Source organism: Pedobacter sp. Leaf41 (assembly GCF_001422545.1).
GTDB lineage: Bacteria > Bacteroidota > Bacteroidia > Sphingobacteriales > Sphingobacteriaceae > Pedobacter.
In genome coordinates this window covers 933,706-956,230 of record NZ_LMLE01000001.1, presented here as the reverse complement: position 1 = coordinate 956,230, position 22,525 = coordinate 933,706, and the positions used below count along the sequence as shown (strand labels likewise).

Genomic DNA, 22,525 nt, shown 5'->3' with positions numbered 1-22,525 from the left:
AGACGTAACAATCATGCTTAATTTTTCCCGACATTCATGCTATTTCGATGTAATCTCTTCTGCAACTCTTCCGCATTCAAGCATCTGATTACCATAATAAGGATTTTTGATTTCCTTTTCTTTCGATAGCCAGTCTCCTCCATCTCCTTTGTTAGCCATTGGGCAATGTTGAACATAAAGTGTTCCTGATTCTATCTCTGTCGATTTGAATAAGGCAATGATATCCGCACTCAAAACAGTAAAATTTTTGCGCTGTATGGCAAGGTCATTAACGCCTGCAATTTTAGCTGCTATTTCTGCCGTGGGTTCACAACCCGCGTAATTTGCTAAACTTTTCTCTAACGCCTTAGCAGTTTTTTGTCCAACTGCAGAATCTGAAGCTACCAATGCATTTTTTAGATCTACATATTGATTTAATATCTCTGATTTTTTGACATCGTTGATCTTTACCTCATTTGATACCTTCGCTGCGTTGTTCTGGGAAGTGTCTTTATCACCTGTAGCGTTTTTCTCCGCTTGGTTGCAGGCCAGTAATGTAGCTAATATGGCAATGCCGAATATTTTTTTCATTGTATTTGGTTTTCCGCTCAAAATAGCAATTATAATATTAATTAAACAAAAAAAGCCCCGCAAATTGCGGGGCTTCTGAAATATATGATGCTATAATTATAATTTAAAATTATAAGCGATTCTTAAAGCAAACTGACCTGTTTGTCTGAAATAAGTTGTAGAAGCTACATCATTTACATAACCTTCATATCTTGCACCAATATCAAGACCATTATTCCACTCATAACCAAGACCACCTGTATAAATAAAGTTAGTTTTAGCGCCATCTTCAATGCCGAAGCCTGCACCAGCTTCTGCAGCTAAATACATTCTTTCAATAGCAAAAACTTTAACACCACCTTTGGCTGGAATAAAACCAAAATCTAAAGAGTTATTTCTGCCTTTAAGCTTTGTATAACCTCCAGATGCTGTAATAGCAACATCTTTAGTTAAATCCCACTGAAGTTTTAAATCGGCTCCGTAAGCATACTCCATAGGAGAACTTTTCTTAAACAAACCACCGTTTAATCCCACTCCTACCTTAAAGGCCATTCCATTGTTGGTAGATCCTGAATCCATAGTTGTCATGGTTTGTGCATTTAGGTTCGATCCTGTAAAAACAGCACCTGCGACAAGTGCAGCTGCAAAAAATTTAGTAATTGTTTTCATGTTAGATAAATTTAAATTATTAATTAAGGGTTTTGGCTTATATACGATAAATTGATTCTCACAGATTTTACAATTTTCATTTTATTCAGAAATTTTTAAAATAAAAAAAAAGCCCCGACTTTCGTCAAGGCTTTTTTGAATTATTTTATTGATAGATTACAAGCTAAATCCGTAAGCTAAACGTAAACCGAAATAGCCAGTGTTAACACTGTTTTGCGATAATCCTTCATATTTTACACCTAAATCCAATCCATTATCCCAAGAATAACCAACTGCTGGTGAATAAACAAATGATGTTCCGCTACCTTCATTAGTACCAAAACCAGCACCTAATTCTGCCAAGCCATATAAGCCAGATCCAGACTGATTAAAGAAATATTTAGCACCAACTTTAACTGGGATATATCCGAAACTACCGTAATTAACACCAGTATCGCCAATTTCTTTTCCGCTGAAGTGCGTATAACCCGCTGTAACAGGGATTGATAATTGTTTGTCTACATTAAATTGGTAACGAAGATCTCCGCCAATTGCGAAACTATAAGCATCGCTAGTCGGTACGCCAACATTTAGCCCAATACCGAAGTTACGAGATTGTGCGTTAACATTTGTTGTAAAGAATAGAGCCACTACAGCTGCTGAGGTAGCAATAATTTTAGTAATTGTTTTCATTATAAGTTATTTTTTTGAGTTAAACTATATGTGAAACAAATACAAAATATGTGCCAAAAGAGCTTTTTTGTTTAATGAAGCGGTTAACGTAATAAGAACGTGCATATTATGATTTTCCGAAAATAAACTAAAATGAAATTTTAGCCAAAATCTGTTTAGTTATTTGGTTAGTATTCAATGATGCATCAAGCCAATTTATCAAAACCCCGTCTTTTTCCATTTTTCTAAAAAATGTATTCTGGCGTTTCGCATACTGGCAAATAGCAATTCCTAACCTCATTTTAAATTCATCGTAATCCATCAGGCCGTTTAGGAAGTTTACCATAAATTTATATTCCAAACCATAAAAAACTAACATATCTTTTGAAACTCCGCCTGAAATTAAATTCTCAACTTCATCGATCATCCCTGATGATAAACGATCATCCAATCGTTTTAAAATCTTTGCTCTGGTTATTTCAACCTCGTTTTTAAGTCCGAAAACAACAGGATTTATTTTTGGACCTTTATTTATGGTGATATCGTTGTGCGCTAAAAACGTTGCAACTTCAATTCCCCTTATCAACCTTTTCTTCGAATTCAAATCAACATAATCTACATCGTTATACTCTTTAAGCCTGGATGTTAACTCTTCCTTCGTTTCAAGTTGCAATTTTGCTCTTAAACTTTCATTTACAGGAACAGCTGTATATTCCTGGCTTTGAAGTAAGCTATGGATATACATGCCAGTACCACCACATAAAACAGGAACTCTACCCCTAGCAGTAATATCACCAAATACCCGATAAAAATCGTTTTTAAAAGCATCTACGTGATATCTTTCTCCAGGCTCCAGGATATCTATCAAATGATATGGTATTTTTCTATTTTGAATACTGTATTCATCAAGATCTTTTCCAGTTCCAATGTCCATTTTTTTAAAAACCTGGCGACTATCGGCACTAATTATTTCCCCGTTAATGGCATTTGCAACATGGGCTGCTAATTTTGTTTTACCAGAAGCTGTTGCCCCTAAAATAATGATGAGATTAAAATCTTTCATGTTAAAATTTCAGGATATATTTTAAACTTCCAGTGTTAAATACGGCGGCAGATGAAAATGAATTCGTTTTAATTATGATCCGATTGAAATCTATATCTAACGAAAAAAATTGTGGATTTAATAGATCGGTTTGGATGAAGTTTAACTTTTGGTAAACCTCTCCCGCCGACCAATCCCGATCAGCATAAGTCATGATATCCTCAGGTTTATACAACACTGAAAAGTGCGTGATTAACTTACTTAGCCCTCCAATTACAGAATATCCAGACTTCACCGCGAACCTGATCAATTCTGCTGATTTATAATTTTCTTCATAATTCATTTTGCGAAGTGCAGAAAAAGTACCAACCGCTACTAATTCATCTTTTTCAAACAACCCAAATTTGTGCCTGCTGCTTACAAAACCCTGTAAATGATTTTCGTTAAGAAATGTTTTCGCAATACACTTATCGATTTTCTGAACAGTGGTTTTTCTTCCGTGTATCCTTTTATTTAATCCTAAGATAGACGCAATTCTTCCCAAAACCTGGTCAGATTTATTCAACCAGACATCTTCCCATAAATGAATAAGCTTGGTTCCCTTGACCAAGTATGCTCGCTGTAGATCAATGAGTTGGTTTGGTGTAAACGTATTGTGGATATTTACTAAATGGATAATAAGGGATTGATTATGAATAGAAAGCAAATTAAACTCGACCTCCAAAAAAAAATGGCACTCCACATTTAAATCAGCTAGCGCCGATTCAAGTAGTGTGTGCCATGCAAATATCATGGGTGGTTGGAGAATGTTCAATTATTCGATTAATTTGCTGATTGGCGCAAAATTAATCAAACAACTTTAAATCCATTCATTTTCTTTAAAGTGAGTGTGAAGAATTTCAACTAATGTTTCTATCTCTTTCAATTTAGCTTCATCTAATTCTGAAATTTTCAATCCCAGTTTATCATCCCCAAAACTAATAAGGGCTTGGTTTTTAAATGCAAAATCTTTGCTGTTCAGCTTAAGTTCTACCTCGCTTCCATTGATGTACAAGCCTACGAAAAACCTTTCAGTAACCTTAATGTCGTCGTATTGAATATTTTTTTCGCTATAAAGATCGTAACCCGTTTCAGAATTTTCGTGTACCGTATAACCTCGAGTGGCATATGGTTGTACACTAGCTCTTATGGTTTGAAAAATTTCTACAAGATCGGTTTTCATATCAGTTGATTTTAGTTTTTAAACAGCAGAACTATATTTTTGTTTAAATTTTATTAATCAAGCCACCATTTGAAAGTTGGCATTTCGGTGTTTAAAATCACGGTTTCGCCTAATTGAGGAGTAACAATTGGCATTTGTTTTCCATGGGCTGCATCAACCACTCTTTTTATTGAATCATCCCAGGGATGCATAGCTAAGCTGAACTTGCCCCAGTGCACAGGCATTAGCACTTTTGCATTTAAATCAATTGCAGCCTGTACAGTTTCTTCGGGAAACATATGTATATGAGGCCAATAGGCATTGTACTGCCCACATTCGAGTAAAGCAATATCAAATGAACCGAACCTGGTTCCAATTTCTTTAAAATGATTATCGTATCCAGAATCTCCGCCTAGAAAAAGTTTCCAATTTTTATACTCCAGCACAAACGCCGACCACAGTGTTTGATTACGTTTGAATTTTCGTCCTGTAAAATGCCTTGCCGGTACCGCTGTAAAGGTAATTCCATTCAACAAACTAGTAGTTTCATTCCAACATAACTCTTTAATCTTGTTTGAAGAAATCCCCCATCTTTCCAAATGTGAGCCCACCCCTATTGATGTAATAATGTTGGCAGTATGGGGAGCCAATGTTATGATGCTTTGATAGTCCAAATGATCATAATGATCATGAGTGATTAAAATCACATCAAGATTTTTAAAATCTTCAGTTTTAACGAAGTCAGTCCCCGCAAAAGCTTTACTCCCAATAAAAGAAAATGGAGACGGTACCTGACTAAAAACTGGATCAACTAAAATCCTTAAACCATCCATCTTAATTAAATAAGAAGAGTGGCCAAACCAAATAATCTCTGGAGCAGCCGTTGCTGGTTTACTATTTAAATCAGGTTGGATATGTTTTAAAGATTTTTGAGGAATCTTATTTGGATGTTTATCGAACAAGAAAGCTTTCAATACCTTGAAGAAACTTACGCCTTCAGGCTGCATTGGGGTGATCGATTGATTTTGTAAAGCACCATCACGATAATTGCTCAATTGATGGATTCTTTCAAGTCTTAATCCTCTTGGTAATCTTCCGAAAACAGGAAGGTTGGTGATCACTAAAAATAAGACGAAAAATAAGAGTAAAAAATATAGCGCAACCATTAAGAAAAATTTTGGCCAATGTACGGATTAGATTCACCATCACTTCAATACTTAAGTCAGCCGAAAGCAAAATAAAAAGGTCCCAGAAATTTGCTGGGGCCTTTGGTAATTTCAATAAAAATTAATTTTGAACGCTTTAAAGTGATAACTTTGATATCGGCTCAACATATAGCTTAGATAACTTATGTAATTCAAGTGAATTCATTTATTTGAAATGCCATTAAACGGGGAGTGGTTATAACACTTCTCGTTTTGCTTCATCACTTGCTTAGTGATCGCAAAATCTCTTCCTATCAATAATCATCATTTTGAGCAAATATTGGCTTTCTACTCATCCATTTGCCTCCTGTAAAATCTGGAAACTCCACTGTTTCGTTTCCTAACTCTATTGATAGTTCACTTAACGGTGTAATGGCGCTCCAAGTTGCAGCGTCATAAACATCAAGCGGCGTAGGTTGGTTTCTCTTCGCTGATTCGATAAACGCGTTCACAACAAAAAAATCCATACCACCATGTCCTGCACCCTGGGCATCATTTCCGTATTTTTTCCATAGCGGATGATCATACTTTTCCAGCCACTCTTTAGCATTATCCCAAGCATGTGGTTTACTGATGCCTTCTACGTAAATACTTTTGTTTACATCCATCCATAAACCTTTTGTACCCTGAAAACGGAAACCTAAAGAGTAAGGGCGTGGTAAATTAGTATCATGCTGCAAAATAATCGTTTCGCCGTTTGCACAATCAATTGTGGTAGTTACAATATCTCCTAATCTGAAATTCACTTTAGCATTCGGATGGTTTGCACCTCCTTTTTCAACAATATAGTTATGTAAGCCACGAGATTTGGTTGCAAAGGAATTTAACTTCAAAAACCGGTTTCCCCTATTAATATCTATACATTGAGCAATCGGGCCGACACCGTGTGTAGGATATAAATCACCATTGCGATGAACAGAATGGTTTGTTCTCCATTTGGCTTCCGAAAATCCTTTGTCACCAAATTCCACCCCATGTCCGTATGGATTAATACCATCGTTAAATTTAACTTCCCTTAAATCGTGCTGGTAACCGCCTTGAAAATGAATCATCTCCCCGAAAACACCCTGTCGAACCATGTTTAAAGCTGCAAGAACATCTCTCCGGTAACAAACATTTTCAAGCATCATCACATGTGCATCTCCTTTTTCAGCAGCGCGTACTACATCCCAATGATCTTGCAGGTTAATTCCCAACGATACCTCGGATCCTACGTATTTTATGCCTGCATCTATTGCTCCAATTATCATCGGTTTGTGCAGTTCCCAGGGAGTAGAAATGATTACAGCTTTAATGCCCTTTAGTTCCAACATTTTTCTCCAAACATTTTCATCACCTGTAAAAATCTTTGGCATTGGCTTACCGCTTTTCGCAACAATGGCTTTAGTCATTGTTAACATCCTGTCTTGTATATCGCAGATAGCCACCAATTCTACATCATTTCTTTTCAAAAGCAATTCCAAATGATTTTGGCCCCTTAAACCTACTCCGATCATCACCACTTTAATTTTATCATCAACGGGTGATGCAAAAATAGATTGATCTGGAAGGGCGGCAAAAGCAGCAGTGGTTAATCCTGCGTTTCTAACAAATTGTCTTCTATCCATAAAGCTCGAATATTTTATATTGGTTACCCATTAAAAGATATTCGAATGTATCGATATTTAGATATTGATTATACGAAATGGAGTAAAAAAACAACGCAAACGTTTGATTAATTTCGTAATATTACATCACGAAGAAGTAGTTTAGCAGTCAAAATGCAATCCAAACCAACCACTATAAAAGAAATCGCCAGACTTTTGAACATTTCTCCTTCTAGCGTATCTAGAGGCTTACATGATCATCCCAGTATTGGAGCAGTAACAAGAGAGAAAATTAAGCAGTTGGCAAAATCACTTAATTATGAGCCCAATAATGCTGCAATTTTATTTCAAAAGGGCAAAACCTATACTATCGGTGTGATTTTACCTGAGCTATCAGAGCATTTTTTCTCCACGGCTATATCTGCGATTGAAGATGAGGCTTTAAAAAAGAATTATACTGTAATTTTTGCCCAATCGCATGATGATTATGATCAGGAGGTGAAGTTGGTAGAAAAGATGAAAAACCAACGTGTTGATGGCTTGTTGGTTTCTATAAGTAAAGACACCTCAAAATTTGATCACTTTGAAAAATTAAATTCCTTTAATATTCCTGTCGTATTTTTCGACCGTATTCCTCCCTTAAAAAATGTTCACTATGTAGCTTGCAGCTTAGAAAGCGCAACCGTTAAGGCTATAAATTACCTGCTTAAAAAAGGCCATAGAAGCATTGGAATGATAAATGGGCCGACTACCTTGTTCGCGAGCGACGAAAGAAAAGATGGTTATATGCAAGCCATTACCTTTAACCGGCTGAAGTTCGATCCGTCTTTGATCGTTAATTGCGATTTGACTGAAAAAGGCACTATAGAAGCTGCCAATCAATTTTTAAATCATAAAAGGAAACCAACTGCAATTGTAGCCTTTAATGATTATGTTGCCTTATTTTTGATCAAATATTTTAAGAAAATCAATGTAGTTAATGATTTCGATATCGTTAGTTATGCTAACTTACCCATTATAAGCTATATAGATCATTCACCAGTTGCATCAGTAGAACAATATCCCTATTTGCAGGGACAGAAAGCCGCAAACATTCTTCTCGATTTAATGAATAGTCCTAATTCAGAAAACCAGGCATTTTATAACACCATAGTAGAATCAGACTTGATTGTAAACGAAGGCAAAGATTAATATTAACACAAACGTTTGCGTGGAGTTTTAGGTTTTGTTTAAACTGCCTGGTAGAATTTTATAAAGCTTTTTGAAAGCGTATATAAAATGTTGAGGATTTTTATAACCTACTAAATACGATACCTCACTTACACTTTTTTTCTCCTGAGCTAGGAAATGGTATGCCTGTTCCATTCTAATTTTATATAGGTAGCCAAAAACGGTATATCCTGTAATCTCTTTAAAACCTTTTTTAAGCTTGTAATCGTTTATACCAACTTTTCTTGCTAATTCGACAAGCGAATGCGGTTTTTGGAGATCAAACTCAACAAGTTTCTTAGCTGATAAAATTTTATCCACATCATCTTTCTTAATTAGAAAGCTCGCTGGCGTATGTTGCTGATCGATATAGTATATAATCAGTTCAAAAATTTTCGATTCGATAAACAACCGATTTGCCCTACCAGCATATTTTGAATTGATAATGGATTGGAATAGTACCTCCATTTCTGGTGTTACCGTTTTTTCTTTTGGAAACGATTCTGCTTCAAATGTTTTATTTGCGATTCTTTGATAATAGGATGAGGTAAGTTGAATATATAGATATTTAACCCTCCCATTAATATGGAGTATGGTATTGTTTAATTGCCCAAAAGCAATAGACTGTTGATTAGCGTTTATAATGACCGGGTCACTTGCTTCATCGGCCTTATTAATAAAAATTACTCCTTCCATGCAATACAGAAAGCCAATATTTTCTTGAGCTGAGCTGTATCTAAAATCTTTAGGTTGATTCGTTTTAATGTCTGCAACAGTAACATGAATACCTTCAAACCATTTCTCGCTGATTTTCAATTGATAGTCAGCATTCGCTATTTCGCTACTGTGCTCATCAATATCCTTTGCAACTTCGAAATTATATGGATAGGTATTTGAATAAATAGGTTCTTCTGTAGCATAGTCTGATATTTTAATTCCCATTTTTTTAATCCGTATCACGGCATTAATTATCCGTTTGGCGTTATCTGATGTTTCTGATTATCGACAAATTTGCACAATTATTTATAATTAGTCTAAATAAATGAAAATATATTTATCCATCTTTTTTATGTTTTTCGGATTTTTAACTTTTGCTCAGGAAATTATAACAGATACCATCAAGGCAACTGACTTGAAAGATGTAGTTATAACGGCTACTCGTACCGAAAAAAATATCATGAAATTGCCAGTACCTATAATTAGAATAACCGCAGATGACATAAAAAACCGAGGTATAGTTCGCTTAAACGAAATACTAGCAGAACAAACCGGTTTGACAATTGTGAGCGATCATGGCCAGGGTATCCAAATGCAAGGTTTTGATCCTCAATATACCATGATTATGATTGATGGAGAACCGGTAATTGGTCGCACATCAGGTACTTTAGAACTATCACGTATTACAATGGCTAATATTGATAAAATAGAAATTGTAAAAGGCCCTACATCTTCGTTATACGGAAGTGAGGCGATGGCAGGAGTAATTAACATTATTACAGTAAAACCAAAAGATGGATTTAGGGCATCGGTAGCAACTAGATATGGCACAAATAATAAAGCCGATATAAGCTTAGATGCATCATACAAAAATGAAAAAATTAGCTTATCGGCCTTTGTTAATCGTAATAGCAGCAGTGGATATTCGTTAATCGAAAACAGCAGCTCTCCTACTGTTGTGCCTTTTTCGGGCTACACAGGCAATATTAAAGTTGGCTATCAAATCAATAAAAAATCTGATCTAAACCTATCTGTACGTTATTACAATAATCTTCAGAAGAACGATTATGTCATTGATAACAGACTGGTTTTGGGCGATGGAAAAGAAAGTAACCTTAATATTAATCCTACCTACAACATTAATTTCAATGCTAAAGTCAAATCGTCGTTAAGATTGTATTATTCAAGATATGCCACAAAATCTGCCTTAAATTATCAGGACGATCAAACTGTTTATGATGACAGTTACTTTACCCAGAACTTTAGCAGAGCAGAATTTCAAACAGATTACTCATTATTAAACAATTTAAAATTAACTGGTGGTATTGGGGCGCAGTACGAAACCGTAAAAGCAACTAGATATGATCAATTAGAATCATTTAATTCTGGTTATGGATATTTTCAAGCCGATTATACACCACTAATTAAATTAAACATTATTGCTGGTGGCCGTTATGATATGCATAGTGTCTATAAATCTCAATTTAGCCCGAAACTTGCTGCAAGTTATCAGTTACTTAATAATCTAACCTTCCTTACATCAGTAGGTAAAGGTTATAAGGCCCCAGATTTTAGACAGTTGTACCTAAATTTCACTAATGCAGTAGTAGGTTATAGTGTTTTTGGATACGAAGATTTAGCTGCGAAACTTTTAGACCTTCAAAATGCCCGACAAATACAATCAATTCTAATTAATCCAAATAGTTTACAAAGGCTAAATGCAGAAAGTTCATTATCATACAATGCAGGTTTCAGATATGCAGTTACACCGAAAGTTAAGGTAAGTGTAAATCTTTTTAAAAACAATATCAAAAATTTAATTAGTACCGTAATCATCGCCACCAAAACAAATGGCCAATCGGTGTTTTCTTACCTTAATATCGATCGCGTGAGCACGCAAGGTGTTGAAACCGATATAAGTTACGCACCAATTAAGGTGTTTCAAATTTCTGTAGGCTTTCAATATTTAGATGCTTACAACCGAGATGATGTTGACCGAATAAAGAATGGTAAAGTATATATGCGTGATCCAAATACTAACGAAACCAAATTGGTTAAATTAAGTGATTATGGAGGTTTACTTAATCGCTCTAAATATATGGCTAATGCAGCAATTGCCTATAATAATGCAAAAGATGGTGTTTTTGCTTCCTTAAGAGCAATATATCGAGGTAAATATGGGGTAAGCGATTTAGATGGGAACGGAATGGTAAACATGGATAGCGAATATGTTAAAGGCTATACCCTTTTTAATGCATCAGTAAGTAAATTATTAATCAAAGATAGATTACGCCTTCAATTCAGCGTAGATAATGTATTTGATTACAAGAATATAAATTTCATTAGCAATCTTCCTGGGCGACTATTTTATGGAGGCCTTACCTATAGCATCAAATAATCTAAATAAATATAAATTAAATAAACAATTAAAATGAAATCAATTAGAAAAATTACCATTGGATTAGTATTAGGCTTATTAATTATGGCTTTTGCATCATGTAAAAAAGATAGTGACACAGCGCCTGTGGTAAAAGCAGATCTAAAAGTTAATAAAGTAAACGATCTTCACCCTCCCCTAGATGCAATATCAGGTCTTCCAAAAGGGACAGTCTATTATAGTTTAGCTTTAAATAAAGAGGTAAAATCAACAGAAGCATGGGATATAAGTTTCTCTACTACAACTATTGCAACAAGTGGATCTGTTCAATTAGCTGATGGTATTTTTAGTTCATATACTACTGCACCAACATCTGGTTATGTAGTTGGGAATGTAGCCAATTGGTATACATATACTGGTACTACGTCAGTACCTAATCATGCTATTTTTCCAGTTTCTGGTAAAATTATTTTGATAAAAACTACTGATAGTAAGTATGCTAAAGTTGAAATGATAAGTTATTATAAAGGAAACCCAAATACCAGTACTGCTGCCTTTGCTGATCTAGCAACGAGACCAGCTTCTTCATACTATACCTTTCAATTTGCCTATCAAGCTGATGGTACAACTAATTTAAAATAAACAGTTAACAAATAATTATGTTGAATCAAAATTTTTCTATGTTGTAAAAGTTGCTACCGGTAAAGTGTATAAATCAAAATTCTACAGCTTTATTTCGCGATGGCGGCACACGCGGCAAACCTGTAATCGAATATTAATTAGTTAAAAAAAGATCACTTGAATTAATTGCCCTCAAATTAAAAATATGTTTTGTTAGTTGGATAGATGCTCCCCGCGATGGGGAGCTTTATCTTTTATAGGGCTTTGGGTTAATTGTTGAATTGCTCTATTGTTACATTGTCACATGCTAATTCCCAAACTGTCTTTTAAAAGTTACTAACTTTAATAAGCAAATTGACTGTTAGCGTTAGTAACGTTACAAACTGCAAACTAATGATTGAGATTTGCCACTCTTTTGCAGATAGTAAGTTTGGGATAACGATAGCTACTCAAAATGCACTAAACGCAAAAAGGGCTCCGGCATACCGAAACCCTTTTTGTTCTTACTCGCGAAATATTATTTTCCAGAGTTTTTCTTGTCAGTTACTTCTGCACGGATTTCTTGTGCTAAAACTTTAAGATCTTGCATTGCTTTACGCACACGAGTACCAGCAGCTGCATTGCCAGCATTATAAAATTTTTCTACATCTGCTTCAATCGCAGCAACAGCAGCTTTAACTTTTGAGAATTTTTCCATCGCTAATTGATGTTTTTAAGGTTTAAAAAATTTATTTTTTTCAATAATACATATTTACCTTGAATTAACAACAGAAAGCAAATTTTAATTTGAAAGAAGTTTTGCACATTCTAACAATCAAAAAAATGCCTTAGCAGTATTATAGATGTATTTTTTCGATTTTATCAGGCCGAATTTGAAAACCTAATTTAGCTGTTTTGATAACTTGATCAAATTATTAAAGGTTTCATTAGCGCTTCTAACGCATCGCTCGTAATCAGCACTTATAACACTTTCATTCAGTATAGTTACAAAATTTTTCCATTTTGAGCCTAACTCTTCCCCATAAACACCATAATAGTTTAAACCGCCTTCGTGATTAGAAAAATTAGGGTTAGCCAAAATATGCTTTTTAATTACGTTTCCACCCAGTGTAGCACCTTCCAACACATATAATGCGCCTAATACTTCTGCATTGTTTTTTTCAGCCACAAATAATTCGAAGTTAAGCGCTGGCAAAGTCAAACTATCAATTTGCCAATACGCCAGGTCCTTTTCCAACGCAGCTAACTTTAGTCTGTTCTTCATATCCAATCGATCAGCCAAATCATTATCTAACATATTGGCTAACTTATTTTCTAATTTTTGATGTATAATGTAATTAATGGTTAGTAGTTTTTTATAGTTCTCAATGCTTAATGTATTGTTCATAATTTCATTTACGAACATTAAAGATTCTAATGCCGCATGATTTTCAGCGGTTTCCGTTCTCAATAAATTGGCAATCATATTTAGGTGATATCTAAAATTAAATTGTAAAAAAGAAAAGATTCGGATTGAAGCCCGAATCTTTATTGTTATATCTAAAAAAAATTAATTTAAACGTAAATGCTGGTTAAACCAAAAATCGTGTACGGAATGAACACATTTCAGTAAGTTATCATAGCCATCGGGTTTGGTTAAATAAGCATTGGCACCAAACTCTATTGATGCTTTTACATCATCCGGATGATCTGAGGTGGAGAATAAAATCACCGGAACAGATTTTAAGTAAGGAATATCTCTAATAAATTTCAGTAAATCTAACCCAGACAAACCTGGTAAGTTTAAATCCAATAAAATTAATTTCGGTTTTGTTTTAGTATCAGCGAAAGCCTGCAATTTTTCCAAAGCCTCTTTGCCGTCTTCTACAATACTTAAATTTAGTGTTTCTTTAACTTCTTGAACGGCGTTCTGCATAAAAAATGCATAATCCGTATCATCTTCTACATAAAATATGTCTGGCGTCATTCTATTTATTTTTAAAAGCCACATAAAACGTCGAACCTACATGAAGTTTGCTTTCAAACCAAACCCTACCATTATGTCTTTCAACTATTCTTTTTACAATGGCTAAACCCACACCTGTTCCCTCAATATCCTTAACATTTTCCATGCGCTTAAAAAGCTCAAAGACCCTGTCGTAATAACGGTTATCAATTCCCATACCATTATCTTTAATCGCATAAATAGTTTCTCCACCATCTATAACAGCACTCACTTCAATTTTAGGGCTTTTAACCATTGATGAGTATTTTACAGCATTGCTGATAAGATTTGTAAAAACTTGAGCGATCATTGTTTTATCACCTTTCAGATCAACCAATTGCCCTAAAATCAATTCGGCATTGTCTGCTTTAAAAGCCGACCACACCTCAGCACTAACTTCAGCTAGTAACGATTGCATATTTACCGTCTCAAAAACGATCTCAGAACGGCCCACGCGAGCTAAATTTAAAATCTCCTTGATTAGAAAATTCATTTTGTTAGCACTGTTAATAATCCTATCCAGCATGTTTTTTCCCTTATCATCCAGCGTTTTGTTTTTCAACATCAGCTCTGCATAGGTTTTTATAGAGGTAAGTGGTGTTCTCAAATCGTGAGAAATGGTATAACTAAAGGTATCCAGTTCCTCATAAGCTGATTGTAGCTTCTCATTTAACAGTCTAATCTCGTTGGCTTTCTTATTAATGTGAGCAACGATGATTTCCCGGATGCGTAAAACGGAAGTAATCTCTTCCGGCATCCATTTCTCGGAGGTATTATTGACCACTTCTGACCAAGTTTCGAAAGACTTTCTTGGAGATAAACTCGCTAATCCATCCACAAAAGCGGTTACGGGTTTATCAGGATTTCCTGCCCAATTAACGGTCGATATTTGTTCCGGCTTAAACCAAATCATAATTTCAACAGGATCTTTACTTAGCGAACATGCCAATATTCCAGATGCTATGTCTTTATACTTCTTCGCTGGATGAAAAATTTCGGAAAGTCGATGCGTATAATAAATCGATTCGTCGCTATTATCTTTAAGCCAGGCTACTAAATCCCAGATTGACTCATCATCAGGAACCTCACCAATTGTTTTTAGCTCGTTTTCGAAAACAATTGCCACACCGGTTCCATGAGTAACATTCAGTAACGTTTTATCGTAATTGGTTAATGCTTCAATTAAATACTTATCTCTATTGAGGTGTTCAGATAGTACATTCGCAGTGTTATTGAATAATTCCACTGTTTCCGAATTTTCTTCTTCCTGTCTGTATTCCAATGCAGAAGACAAAATTTCGCCAATGAGCTTAGCGCCTTCGCGAGCTTTATAATCGATAAATTTGGAACTATAATTATGACAAGCAATCAAACCCCATAACTCGCCGTTTGCGATTAGCGAAATGCTAAAGCTCGAATACACCCCCATATTTTTTAGATATTGGATATGGATAGGCGAAACAGCTCTCAAACTTCCGTTAGTTAAATCTAATGCGGTGGTTTCGTTGAAAGTTATTATAGGAGAATCATCGGTATTAACATCTGCAATTAGGCGTGTTAAGCTTAGCTTATACAATTCTCTTGCTTGTTTCGGAATATCTGTCGCTGGATAATGTAAACCAAAAAATGGCTCTAAATGATCTTCCCTTTCTTCGGCTACCACTTCGCCATGTCCATCATCTAAAAACTTATAAATCATGATACGATCATAACCAATAAGCTTTTTAACTTCGGTAGCGGCTCCTTTTAATAAGGCCGATACCGATTTACCTTGCAGCATTGCAGAGGCCGATCTGCCAACTAAACTTTGAATATCATATTGTAAACTTACTGGCTCAAATTCTAAAAGCCAATCGTTAACTGAAGTATTTATAATAAGATAAAATGGCTTTTCGTTTATTGCAATGGGATATGGACTAATGGCATCGAAACTTTTCCTAATCACCCCTAACTTCAATAAGTTTTCAATATTAAAATCAGGTTCATGAGAGAAATGATTTGACAATACCGAAATAGGCTGATTTAATAAATTTTTAGCTGGTGTAGAAACATAATCGCTTGTGTTCTCACTTATATAGGTGATAGTGAAATCAATTTTATTGATAGCGATTAGAAAACCATGCGACTGAATTTTGCCGGGAATGTGAATAGGCTCTTTATCACAATTGGTTAAATCAACAGAAAATTTATTCATAGGATGTATTAGCACTTACAAAAGTATTAGAATTTTCGAAACGGCAAATATTACTGTTCTTTTAGAATGACTCTAATTTGCTATATTCAGTTTAGAGATTTATTTTTTATTTTATCTTTGTTCAAAATTTAAAAATCATCCCAACCTTGTCAAAAAAGAACATTTTGGTTATAGAAGATAACCATGCAATTTTAGATGTTATTACTCTTATTTTAGAAAGCGAAGCTTTTAATGTAGCGGGGTTAAACAAAGGCGCAGATTTTATTGAGCATGTATCCGAGTTTAATCCAGATGTTATCATCATGGATATCATGCTGCCGGATATTGACGGAAGAGTTCTTTTGAAAGAATTGAAAGAGAAAGCGTCAACCAATCATATTCCTGTGTTAATGATTTCCGCACGTTATAATGCCACTAATTACACACTTGATGGAGTTTCTGCAGATGACTTTATGGCAAAACCGTTTAATATTGATGAGCTGATGGACAAGATTTATGCACTTCTGAAAGCATAAATTAGTCTGGCATTCCAGGTAATTTTACCCCGCCATTTTTTAAATTTTTCATTAACTCTTGCTGAAAAGATAACTTGGTATCCATAAACCCATGAGCTTTCACCCAAATGTTCATGGCCACTTTGTAACCACTATCTTCCAAAGTCGATACCCCTATTCTACGTTCTGGAGTGTTGAGGCATTTTTTAAATTCATCAACCGTTTGATTAAAAACTTTGACTATTTGTTCGAATTCAATACCGTAACTGAACTTAATTTCAATATCTAGCCTTCTTATTCCTTCTTTGCTGATGTTGATGATTACTTCATTCGATAATTTACTGTTCGGTATTACTACTGATCTGTTGTCGAAAGTTTTCACAATGGTATAGAAAATCTGTATTGATTTTACTGTGCCTTCCTGCCCCTGAGCAATAATATTATCGCCTACCACAAATGGTTTGAGCAATAGTATCAAAACGCCGCTTGCAAAATTTTGTAAAGTACCTGATAATGCTAAACCGGCGGCTACTCCAATACCACCAACTAATACAGTTAAAAACGTCAGTTGGATTCCGATAATTTGCATCACAGTTAAAACCAAGAGCACTCTTAGCGTAATGATAATTAAACTGGTAAGAAACGGTGTCAACGAAGGATTTACCGCCCTCCGCGTCATTGCTGCTTTTGACCATTTACTAAAAATTTTAATAAGCCATAAACCAACAATTAATACAGCAATACCTAAAAGAACAGCCGGACCTTTCGCTATTACCCAATCAAAAATTTTATCGTAAAACCGATTAATATTATCCGAATCTATCTTCATAAATTAAACTCACTTACTTTTGTCTTTTTTAGGCGACTCCTTGCTCACATCTACTTTTTTAGCGTCTTTTGCCGAAGTAACCTTTTCATCGGCTCCTTTTGCTTTTTCATCTTTTGGTGCAGTAGCTTTGCTTTTTTCTGCCGAAGTTTTTGAATTTTTCATCTGTTTATCATTATTTAAGGTAACAAAACCCTACTCACTTCATGCGCCACCTAAATTATTCATCCCGATTGCAGCGTGAAATGGAGCGGATTTCAGATTTGATTATTTAATTTAGTTTTCAGTAATTAACCACGCTTTGGCTTCTTCTATTTCATCTGATTTAAAACCCTTTGATGAACCTGGAGTTGCTATTGAGAATGCATCTGAAAACCATTCTACACTTTTCTCGTGGCTTACAACAGCTATTTTCTTCCATTTAGTGAAATTTTGTAGCCCTGCCTTAGCATCTTGAACCCAGGCACCAGCGGTAAAATTCTTTACATCAGTTTCTAGTACCAATAAGTACCTTATTTCGTCAAATCGATCTGCCGTTCGTTTTAAGCCTGGCAGCAATACGTTCTTCAAATCATCACTGGTAACTTCGCCGGTAGCCCTCACACCAAATACATTATCGGGTAACCCTGTAATTTCTGTTAACATATTATTTAGTTTTTTATAGAACAAGTTTATTGGTGTAGATGTTTGGAAAGGGACTAAATTCTAAAAGGTTGTACGTAAAACGAAACCCTAACTTCTTGATAACGTTATAGAAAAAGCATTTATAAAAACTAAAATTCCTATGAAAACCAATCTATTAAAGTTGTCATCTGCCTTTTTTGCGCTGGCGATCTCACTATCTGCCTGCACCAGTGGAGATAAAACAACAAACACTACAGATTCTGTAATGGCCGATTCGTCAGCTGTCGTGGCGCTAAAACCCGCTGGTCCTCCGCCAGAATGGGGCAAAACAATTAAACCGGAAATGCAAACTGTAATTGAAAAGCTAGTGAGTTATGGAGATCAGCCTTTGGAAACGTTAGACCCAGCTGCTGCTCGTAAAAACCACACGCCAACTGATGCCGTTATGGATTTAGTAAAGCAAAATGAGATCAAAGTTCCAGCACCTCAAGTTGATACCAGCGGTAAAGACATTAATGTTGCTGGTGGAAAAATTCATGTCCGCATTTATACCCCTAAAGCCGGAAATGGTCCCTATCCTTTGATTGTTTATTATCATGGTGGCGGTTTTGTTATTGCAAACTTAGATGTTTATAATGCCTCTGCACAGGGATTAGCCGAGCAGGTTAATGCTGTAGTGGTATCAGTTGCCTACAGGCTTGCTCCAGAAAGTAAATTCCCAACGGCGCACGATGATGCGTTTGCAGCCTATGAATGGGTAGTTAAAAACGCAGTTAGCCTAAATGGTGATCCAGCGAAAATTGCTGTTGTTGGCGAGAGTGCCGGTGGCAATTTAGCAGCGAATGTATCTATTACGGCAAGAGATAAAAATATAATGATCCCTATACACGAGGTCTTGATTTATCCTATTACACAATCAAATATGGATACAGAATCTTATAAGCTTTATGCCAATGCTAAACCATTAAATAAAGCAATGATGGGTTGGTTTACAGAAAAATACTTAACCACAATGATTGAAGCACAAAATCCAAAAATTTCGCTGGTAAATGCAAATCTAAAAGGCTTACCTCCTACCACTATCATCACTGCAGAAATTGATCCTTTGCATGATGATGGAACAATATTAGCCAATAAACTATCTGACGCTGGCGTGAAGGTCAATAGCAGAAATTATGAAGGCGTAACACATGAATTTTTCGGAATGGCCCTTGTTGTTCCAGAAGCTAAAGCGGCTCAAGCTTATGCAGCAGAACAGTTAAAGGCTTCCTTCAAGTAAGATGCCGAAAAAAGGAGGCGATAAGGCCTCCTTTTTTTTTCAATCCAACATCCTTAAGCTCCTTTTTTTGATCCCAAACTTTGCATCAATTGATCATATAAATCATCGCTCGTCGCTTTTTGTGGTTTCATTTTCTTCACTGTAGCTCGTTTGCCTTTGGCTTTTGCCTTAATTATCTTTAACAATTCTTCGCTATAATCATCCTTAAAAGCACTTAAATCAAATTTCGAACTATATTGTTTAATCAATGCTAAACCTACATCCATCTCCTTTTTAGTAATTGTGATATCCGTTACTTTATTAATGTCTGATAAACTTCTGATTTCTTGTTCAAACCGAATTTTGGTAATCACAATTACACCCTCCATGGGATGAATAACACAAAGGTTTTCGGTATTTCTCAAAACAAACCGAGCTACACCGGCTTTGGCAGATTTTTCTAATGCTTTTAATAGCAGTGCATAGGCTTTTCGACCCTGCTTCTCTGGTTCTGTATAATATGAGGTTTCATAATAAATAGGATTAATCTCTTTGATATCGACAAAATTTTCGAGTTCAATAATTTTAGTTTTTTCTGGTGAAGCTTCTTCGAAATCGTGTTTATCTAAAATAATGTATTTGTCTTTCAGAAAATGTCCCTTAACAATTTTATCAAAAGGTACTTCCTTATGCGTTTTATCATTTACACGCATGTACCTAATTTTTTCATGATCGCGTTCATCAAGCATATCAAAATCCAGGTGCGTAGTTTGCACTCCTGAAAACAATTTTACAGGAATATTAACCAAACCAAATCCAATTGAACCTTTCCAAATCGATCTCATAGCAATAATGTTTAAAATTTTATAGGTAACAAGACGATAATTCATATTGTTTTGTCATAATCAAGTGAAATCTATCGAAAATAAAACCATTTACCATCGGCTATGTTAAATAAGGTATATCAACCTATTAGTACTTATGAAGATTGCATACATATCCACTTATCCTCCACGCGAATGCGGGTTAGCAACATTCAATCAGAATTTAGTTAACGCTTTAAGCTTAAACTCTTCTTATGATGCTCAAAACAGTTTTGTTGTCGCATTAAATGAATCAGATAATCTTGATGAGCATGCCTATCCAAAGGAAGTTAAGTTTGTAATCAGACAGCAGAATCAGCAAGATTATTTAGAAGCTGCAGATTTCATAAATAACAGTGATATTGAAACCTGCATCATCGAACACGAATTTGGGATTTATGGTGGTAATAGCGGGGTATTTTTACTCTCATTTATCAATAGATTAAAAAAGCCTTTCATTACCATCTTACATACGGTTTTAAAGGAACCCAATTTTATGCAACAAACCATTATTAAAGAGATTGCATTAAAATCTTCGAAAATAGTGGTGATGAGTAAAAAAGCAGTTTTATTTTTAACCAGCATTTACCAAATTCCACAATCATCGATAAAATTAATTGAACATGGCGTTCCAGACCTGGAGCCGATTTTAAATAATGAAGTTGCTCAAAGTGAATTATTTAGAAATAGAAAAGTGCTATTCACCTTTGGCTTAATTAGTCGTAATAAGGGATTAGAAACGATGATAAAGGCGCTTCCGAGCATTGTCGCCCAACATCCTGATGTTTTATATGTGATTCTAGGAAACACACATCCAGGTGTGGTCAAACATAATGGAGAGGAATATCGCGATAGCCTTAAAGCTTTGGCCAAGGAGCTGGGTGTGGAAAGTAACATTGCATTTGTAAATAAATTTGTTTCTGAAGAGGAATTACATCAATATTTAACTGCCTGCTACATTTATGTTACTCCATATTTAAATGAAGCGCAAATTACCAGTGGAACATTATCATATGCTATTGGAGCAGGTGCAGCTGTAGTTTCTACTCCCTATTGGCATGCGCAAGAATTACTTGCAGATAACAGAGGTAGGTTGTTCGATTTTAAAAACGATGAGCAGCTAGCAAATGTGGTGAATGAATTATTGAATGATCAAAATAAGCATCAACAACTTAAATTAAATGCATATCAATATGGGTTAAATTTAAGGTGGCCAGCTATTGGAAATGTTTACATGAACGTTTTGGATGAGGCATTATTTGCAGGTCAGAAACCATCGAGAGTTGTGCCGCCTATTATTGATGTTGAAGGAATGCCAGCTTTAAATTTAAGTCATATCTCCTTATTGACTGATGATACTGGAATTATACAGCATGCCCGTTTTGGAATACCAAACTTGAAGGAAGGATACTGTATAGATGATAATGCCAGAGCATTAATTATGGCTTTAATGGCTTTTGAGCAAGATAAAAATCAAAAAGCGCTGAAGCTAATTCCAGTCTATTTAAGTTTCATTCAATATATGCAGCGGGAAGATGGAAATTTTAGGAATTTTTTAAGCTTTAATAGAAATTATCTGGATGAAGTTGGATCTGAAGATTCGTTTGGCCGTACCATTTGGTCATTAGGTTATTTGATAAATGTTGCCCCAAATAACTCTTACCGAGAATTCGGAAGAGAATTATTCTCACATTCCGTTTCTCATTTTAAAAGTTTGAAATATATGAGAGGCCAGGCCAATACCATCATTGGAGTAGCTTATTATTTAAAAACGCACCACGGCGATGAATTACTAATTAATGAAATTAACACTTTGGCCAATACACTTAAAAAAGCATATAACATTAATAAAGATGGTGAATGGCATTGGTTTGAAGATATTTTGACTTACGATAACGCCATTTTACCGTTGGCGCTTCTTCATCATTATGAAGCTACAGGTAATATAGAATCGTATAAAATTGCCATGGAAAGTATTGAGTTTTTGAATAAGTTTTCTTTCGAAAATGGTTATTTGAATCCAGTTGGGAATGATGGTTGGATGAAAAAGCATGGTAAAAATCCAATATATGATCAGCAAGCTATTGAAACAATGGCGATGGTACTGCTTTACGCTAAAACCTATGAAATTACCAAAGATGAGAAATATCTTAACCTAATGCAGGTGAGTTATGAATGGTTTTTAGGCAAAAACAGCCTTCATATTCCTCTGTACGATTTCGAAACGCATGGCTGTGCCGATGGCTTGCAATTTAACAGTGTGAATAGAAATCAAGGCGCTGAAAGTACGCTAGCTTATTTTATCTCACATTTAGCCGTATTAAAGGCTGCCGAGGCTGAATATGCAACATTGTCTTCTCCGTTGGTAGAAAACGAAAAAGTAGCAAAATAAACTGTTCGAGCAAATAAAAAAGGCTGATTCATCATTTGAATCAGCCTTTTTTTGTGCATTAGA

The 22,525-nt window shown here is 35.2% G+C and carries 23 protein-coding genes; 6 read left to right on the top strand and 17 right to left on the bottom strand.

The features are described from left to right. Window positions 1-39: 39 nt before the first annotated feature. From ASE92_RS04060 to ASE92_RS04025, 8 genes are all read right to left on the bottom strand, one after another. The gene (locus ASE92_RS04060; protein WP_056848783.1) at window positions 40-570 is read right to left on the bottom strand and encodes a DUF3347 domain-containing protein; all 531 of its coding nucleotides are present in this window, start codon (window positions 568-570) and stop codon (window positions 40-42) included. Between the two features lie 96 nt (window positions 571-666). Then, window positions 667-1,218 (bottom strand): hypothetical protein, encoded by a 552-nt coding sequence (locus ASE92_RS04055; RefSeq protein WP_056848782.1) that lies wholly within the window; start codon window positions 1,216-1,218, stop codon window positions 667-669. A 156-nt stretch (window positions 1,219-1,374) separates the two neighbouring features. Further along, a complete protein-coding gene (locus ASE92_RS04050) occupies window positions 1,375-1,890 on the bottom strand; it encodes an outer membrane beta-barrel protein (protein ID WP_056848781.1) in 516 nt (171 codons plus the stop codon). Between the two features lie 127 nt (window positions 1,891-2,017). Further along, window positions 2,018-2,932, bottom strand: a complete 915-nt coding sequence (gene miaA, locus ASE92_RS04045) for a tRNA (adenosine(37)-N6)-dimethylallyltransferase MiaA (protein ID WP_056848780.1) — start codon at window positions 2,930-2,932, stop codon at window positions 2,018-2,020. 1 nt (window position 2,933) lies between these two features. Then, entirely contained in the window at window positions 2,934-3,704 is a 771-nt protein-coding gene (locus tag ASE92_RS04040; RefSeq protein WP_056848779.1) for a hypothetical protein, read from the bottom strand. 66 nt (window positions 3,705-3,770) lie between these two features. Beyond that, complete coding sequence (locus tag ASE92_RS04035) at window positions 3,771-4,133, bottom strand: hypothetical protein (RefSeq protein ID WP_056848778.1); 363 nt, start codon at window positions 4,131-4,133, stop codon at window positions 3,771-3,773. A gap of 53 nt (window positions 4,134-4,186) precedes the next feature. After that, window positions 4,187-5,278 (bottom strand): MBL fold metallo-hydrolase, encoded by a 1,092-nt coding sequence (locus ASE92_RS04030; RefSeq protein ID WP_056848777.1) that lies wholly within the window; start codon window positions 5,276-5,278, stop codon window positions 4,187-4,189. A 293-nt stretch (window positions 5,279-5,571) separates the two neighbouring features. Further along, complete coding sequence (locus ASE92_RS04025; RefSeq protein ID WP_056848776.1) at window positions 5,572-6,924, bottom strand: Gfo/Idh/MocA family protein; 1,353 nt, start codon at window positions 6,922-6,924, stop codon at window positions 5,572-5,574. 153 nt (window positions 6,925-7,077) lie between these two features. On the opposite strand from ASE92_RS04025, the gene ASE92_RS04020 reads away from it, so the two are divergent. Then, entirely contained in the window at window positions 7,078-8,094 is a 1,017-nt protein-coding gene (locus ASE92_RS04020) for a LacI family DNA-binding transcriptional regulator (protein ID WP_056848775.1), read from the top strand. A gap of 27 nt (window positions 8,095-8,121) precedes the next feature. Here the strand turns inward: ASE92_RS04020 and ASE92_RS04015 are convergent, their stop codons facing one another. Continuing rightward, the gene (locus ASE92_RS04015) at window positions 8,122-9,054 is read right to left on the bottom strand and encodes an AraC family transcriptional regulator (protein WP_056848774.1); all 933 of its coding nucleotides are present in this window, start codon (window positions 9,052-9,054) and stop codon (window positions 8,122-8,124) included. Between the two features lie 100 nt (window positions 9,055-9,154). Between ASE92_RS04015 and ASE92_RS04010 the strand changes: the two genes are divergently transcribed. Both ASE92_RS04010 and ASE92_RS04005 read left to right on the top strand, forming a co-directional pair. Further along, window positions 9,155-11,227: a TonB-dependent siderophore receptor gene (locus ASE92_RS04010; RefSeq protein ID WP_056848773.1), complete on the top strand. Its 2,073-nt coding sequence runs from the start codon at window positions 9,155-9,157 to the stop codon at window positions 11,225-11,227. A 33-nt stretch (window positions 11,228-11,260) separates the two neighbouring features. Then, window positions 11,261-11,848, top strand: coding sequence for an HmuY family protein (locus tag ASE92_RS04005; RefSeq protein ID WP_056848772.1), 588 nt, complete (start codon window positions 11,261-11,263; stop codon window positions 11,846-11,848). 496 nt (window positions 11,849-12,344) lie between these two features. Here the strand turns inward: ASE92_RS04005 and ASE92_RS04000 are convergent, their stop codons facing one another. From ASE92_RS04000 to ASE92_RS03985, 4 genes are all read right to left on the bottom strand, one after another. Continuing rightward, window positions 12,345-12,524 (bottom strand): hypothetical protein, encoded by a 180-nt coding sequence (locus ASE92_RS04000; protein WP_010602585.1) that lies wholly within the window; start codon window positions 12,522-12,524, stop codon window positions 12,345-12,347. A gap of 183 nt (window positions 12,525-12,707) precedes the next feature. Further along, the gene (locus tag ASE92_RS03995; RefSeq protein WP_056848771.1) at window positions 12,708-13,292 is read right to left on the bottom strand and encodes a biliverdin-producing heme oxygenase; all 585 of its coding nucleotides are present in this window, start codon (window positions 13,290-13,292) and stop codon (window positions 12,708-12,710) included. A gap of 84 nt (window positions 13,293-13,376) precedes the next feature. Beyond that, window positions 13,377-13,793, bottom strand: a complete 417-nt coding sequence (locus ASE92_RS03990; RefSeq protein WP_056849278.1) for a response regulator — start codon at window positions 13,791-13,793, stop codon at window positions 13,377-13,379. 1 nt (window position 13,794) lies between these two features. Then, window positions 13,795-16,005: an ATP-binding protein gene (locus ASE92_RS03985; protein WP_056848770.1), complete on the bottom strand. Its 2,211-nt coding sequence runs from the start codon at window positions 16,003-16,005 to the stop codon at window positions 13,795-13,797. A gap of 164 nt (window positions 16,006-16,169) precedes the next feature. Here ASE92_RS03985 and ASE92_RS03980 point away from each other — a divergent pair, with 164 nt between their 5' ends. Further along, window positions 16,170-16,520: a response regulator transcription factor gene (locus tag ASE92_RS03980; protein WP_235527277.1), complete on the top strand. Its 351-nt coding sequence runs from the start codon at window positions 16,170-16,172 to the stop codon at window positions 16,518-16,520. A 1-nt stretch (window position 16,521) separates the two neighbouring features. On the opposite strand, the gene ASE92_RS03975 is transcribed toward ASE92_RS03980, so the two are convergent. The 3 genes from ASE92_RS03975 to ASE92_RS03970 all read right to left on the bottom strand — a co-directional run bounded on the left by ASE92_RS03975 (window position 16,522) and on the right by ASE92_RS03970 (window position 17,970). Next, window positions 16,522-17,328 carry a mechanosensitive ion channel family protein gene (locus ASE92_RS03975; protein WP_056848768.1) on the bottom strand — a complete coding sequence of 269 codons (807 nt, stop codon included), beginning with the start codon at window positions 17,326-17,328 and terminating at the stop codon, window positions 16,522-16,524. A 9-nt stretch (window positions 17,329-17,337) separates the two neighbouring features. Next, window positions 17,338-17,490, bottom strand: coding sequence for a hypothetical protein (locus ASE92_RS21065; RefSeq protein ID WP_157255625.1), 153 nt, complete (start codon window positions 17,488-17,490; stop codon window positions 17,338-17,340). A gap of 111 nt (window positions 17,491-17,601) precedes the next feature. Next, complete coding sequence (locus ASE92_RS03970; RefSeq protein WP_056848767.1) at window positions 17,602-17,970, bottom strand: STAS/SEC14 domain-containing protein; 369 nt, start codon at window positions 17,968-17,970, stop codon at window positions 17,602-17,604. Window positions 17,971-18,109: 139 nt separating this feature from the next. On the opposite strand from ASE92_RS03970, the gene ASE92_RS03965 reads away from it, so the two are divergent. Then, window positions 18,110-19,228, top strand: a complete 1,119-nt coding sequence (locus ASE92_RS03965; protein ID WP_056848766.1) for an alpha/beta hydrolase — start codon at window positions 18,110-18,112, stop codon at window positions 19,226-19,228. Window positions 19,229-19,281: 53 nt separating this feature from the next. Here the strand turns inward: ASE92_RS03965 and ASE92_RS03960 are convergent, their stop codons facing one another. Then, window positions 19,282-20,052 carry a Ku protein gene (locus ASE92_RS03960; protein ID WP_056849277.1) on the bottom strand — a complete coding sequence of 257 codons (771 nt, stop codon included), beginning with the start codon at window positions 20,050-20,052 and terminating at the stop codon, window positions 19,282-19,284. 136 nt (window positions 20,053-20,188) lie between these two features. Between ASE92_RS03960 and ASE92_RS03955 the strand changes: the two genes are divergently transcribed. Then, the gene (locus ASE92_RS03955; protein ID WP_056848765.1) at window positions 20,189-22,462 is read left to right on the top strand and encodes a glycosyltransferase; all 2,274 of its coding nucleotides are present in this window, start codon (window positions 20,189-20,191) and stop codon (window positions 22,460-22,462) included. Window positions 22,463-22,525 lie beyond the last annotated feature (63 nt).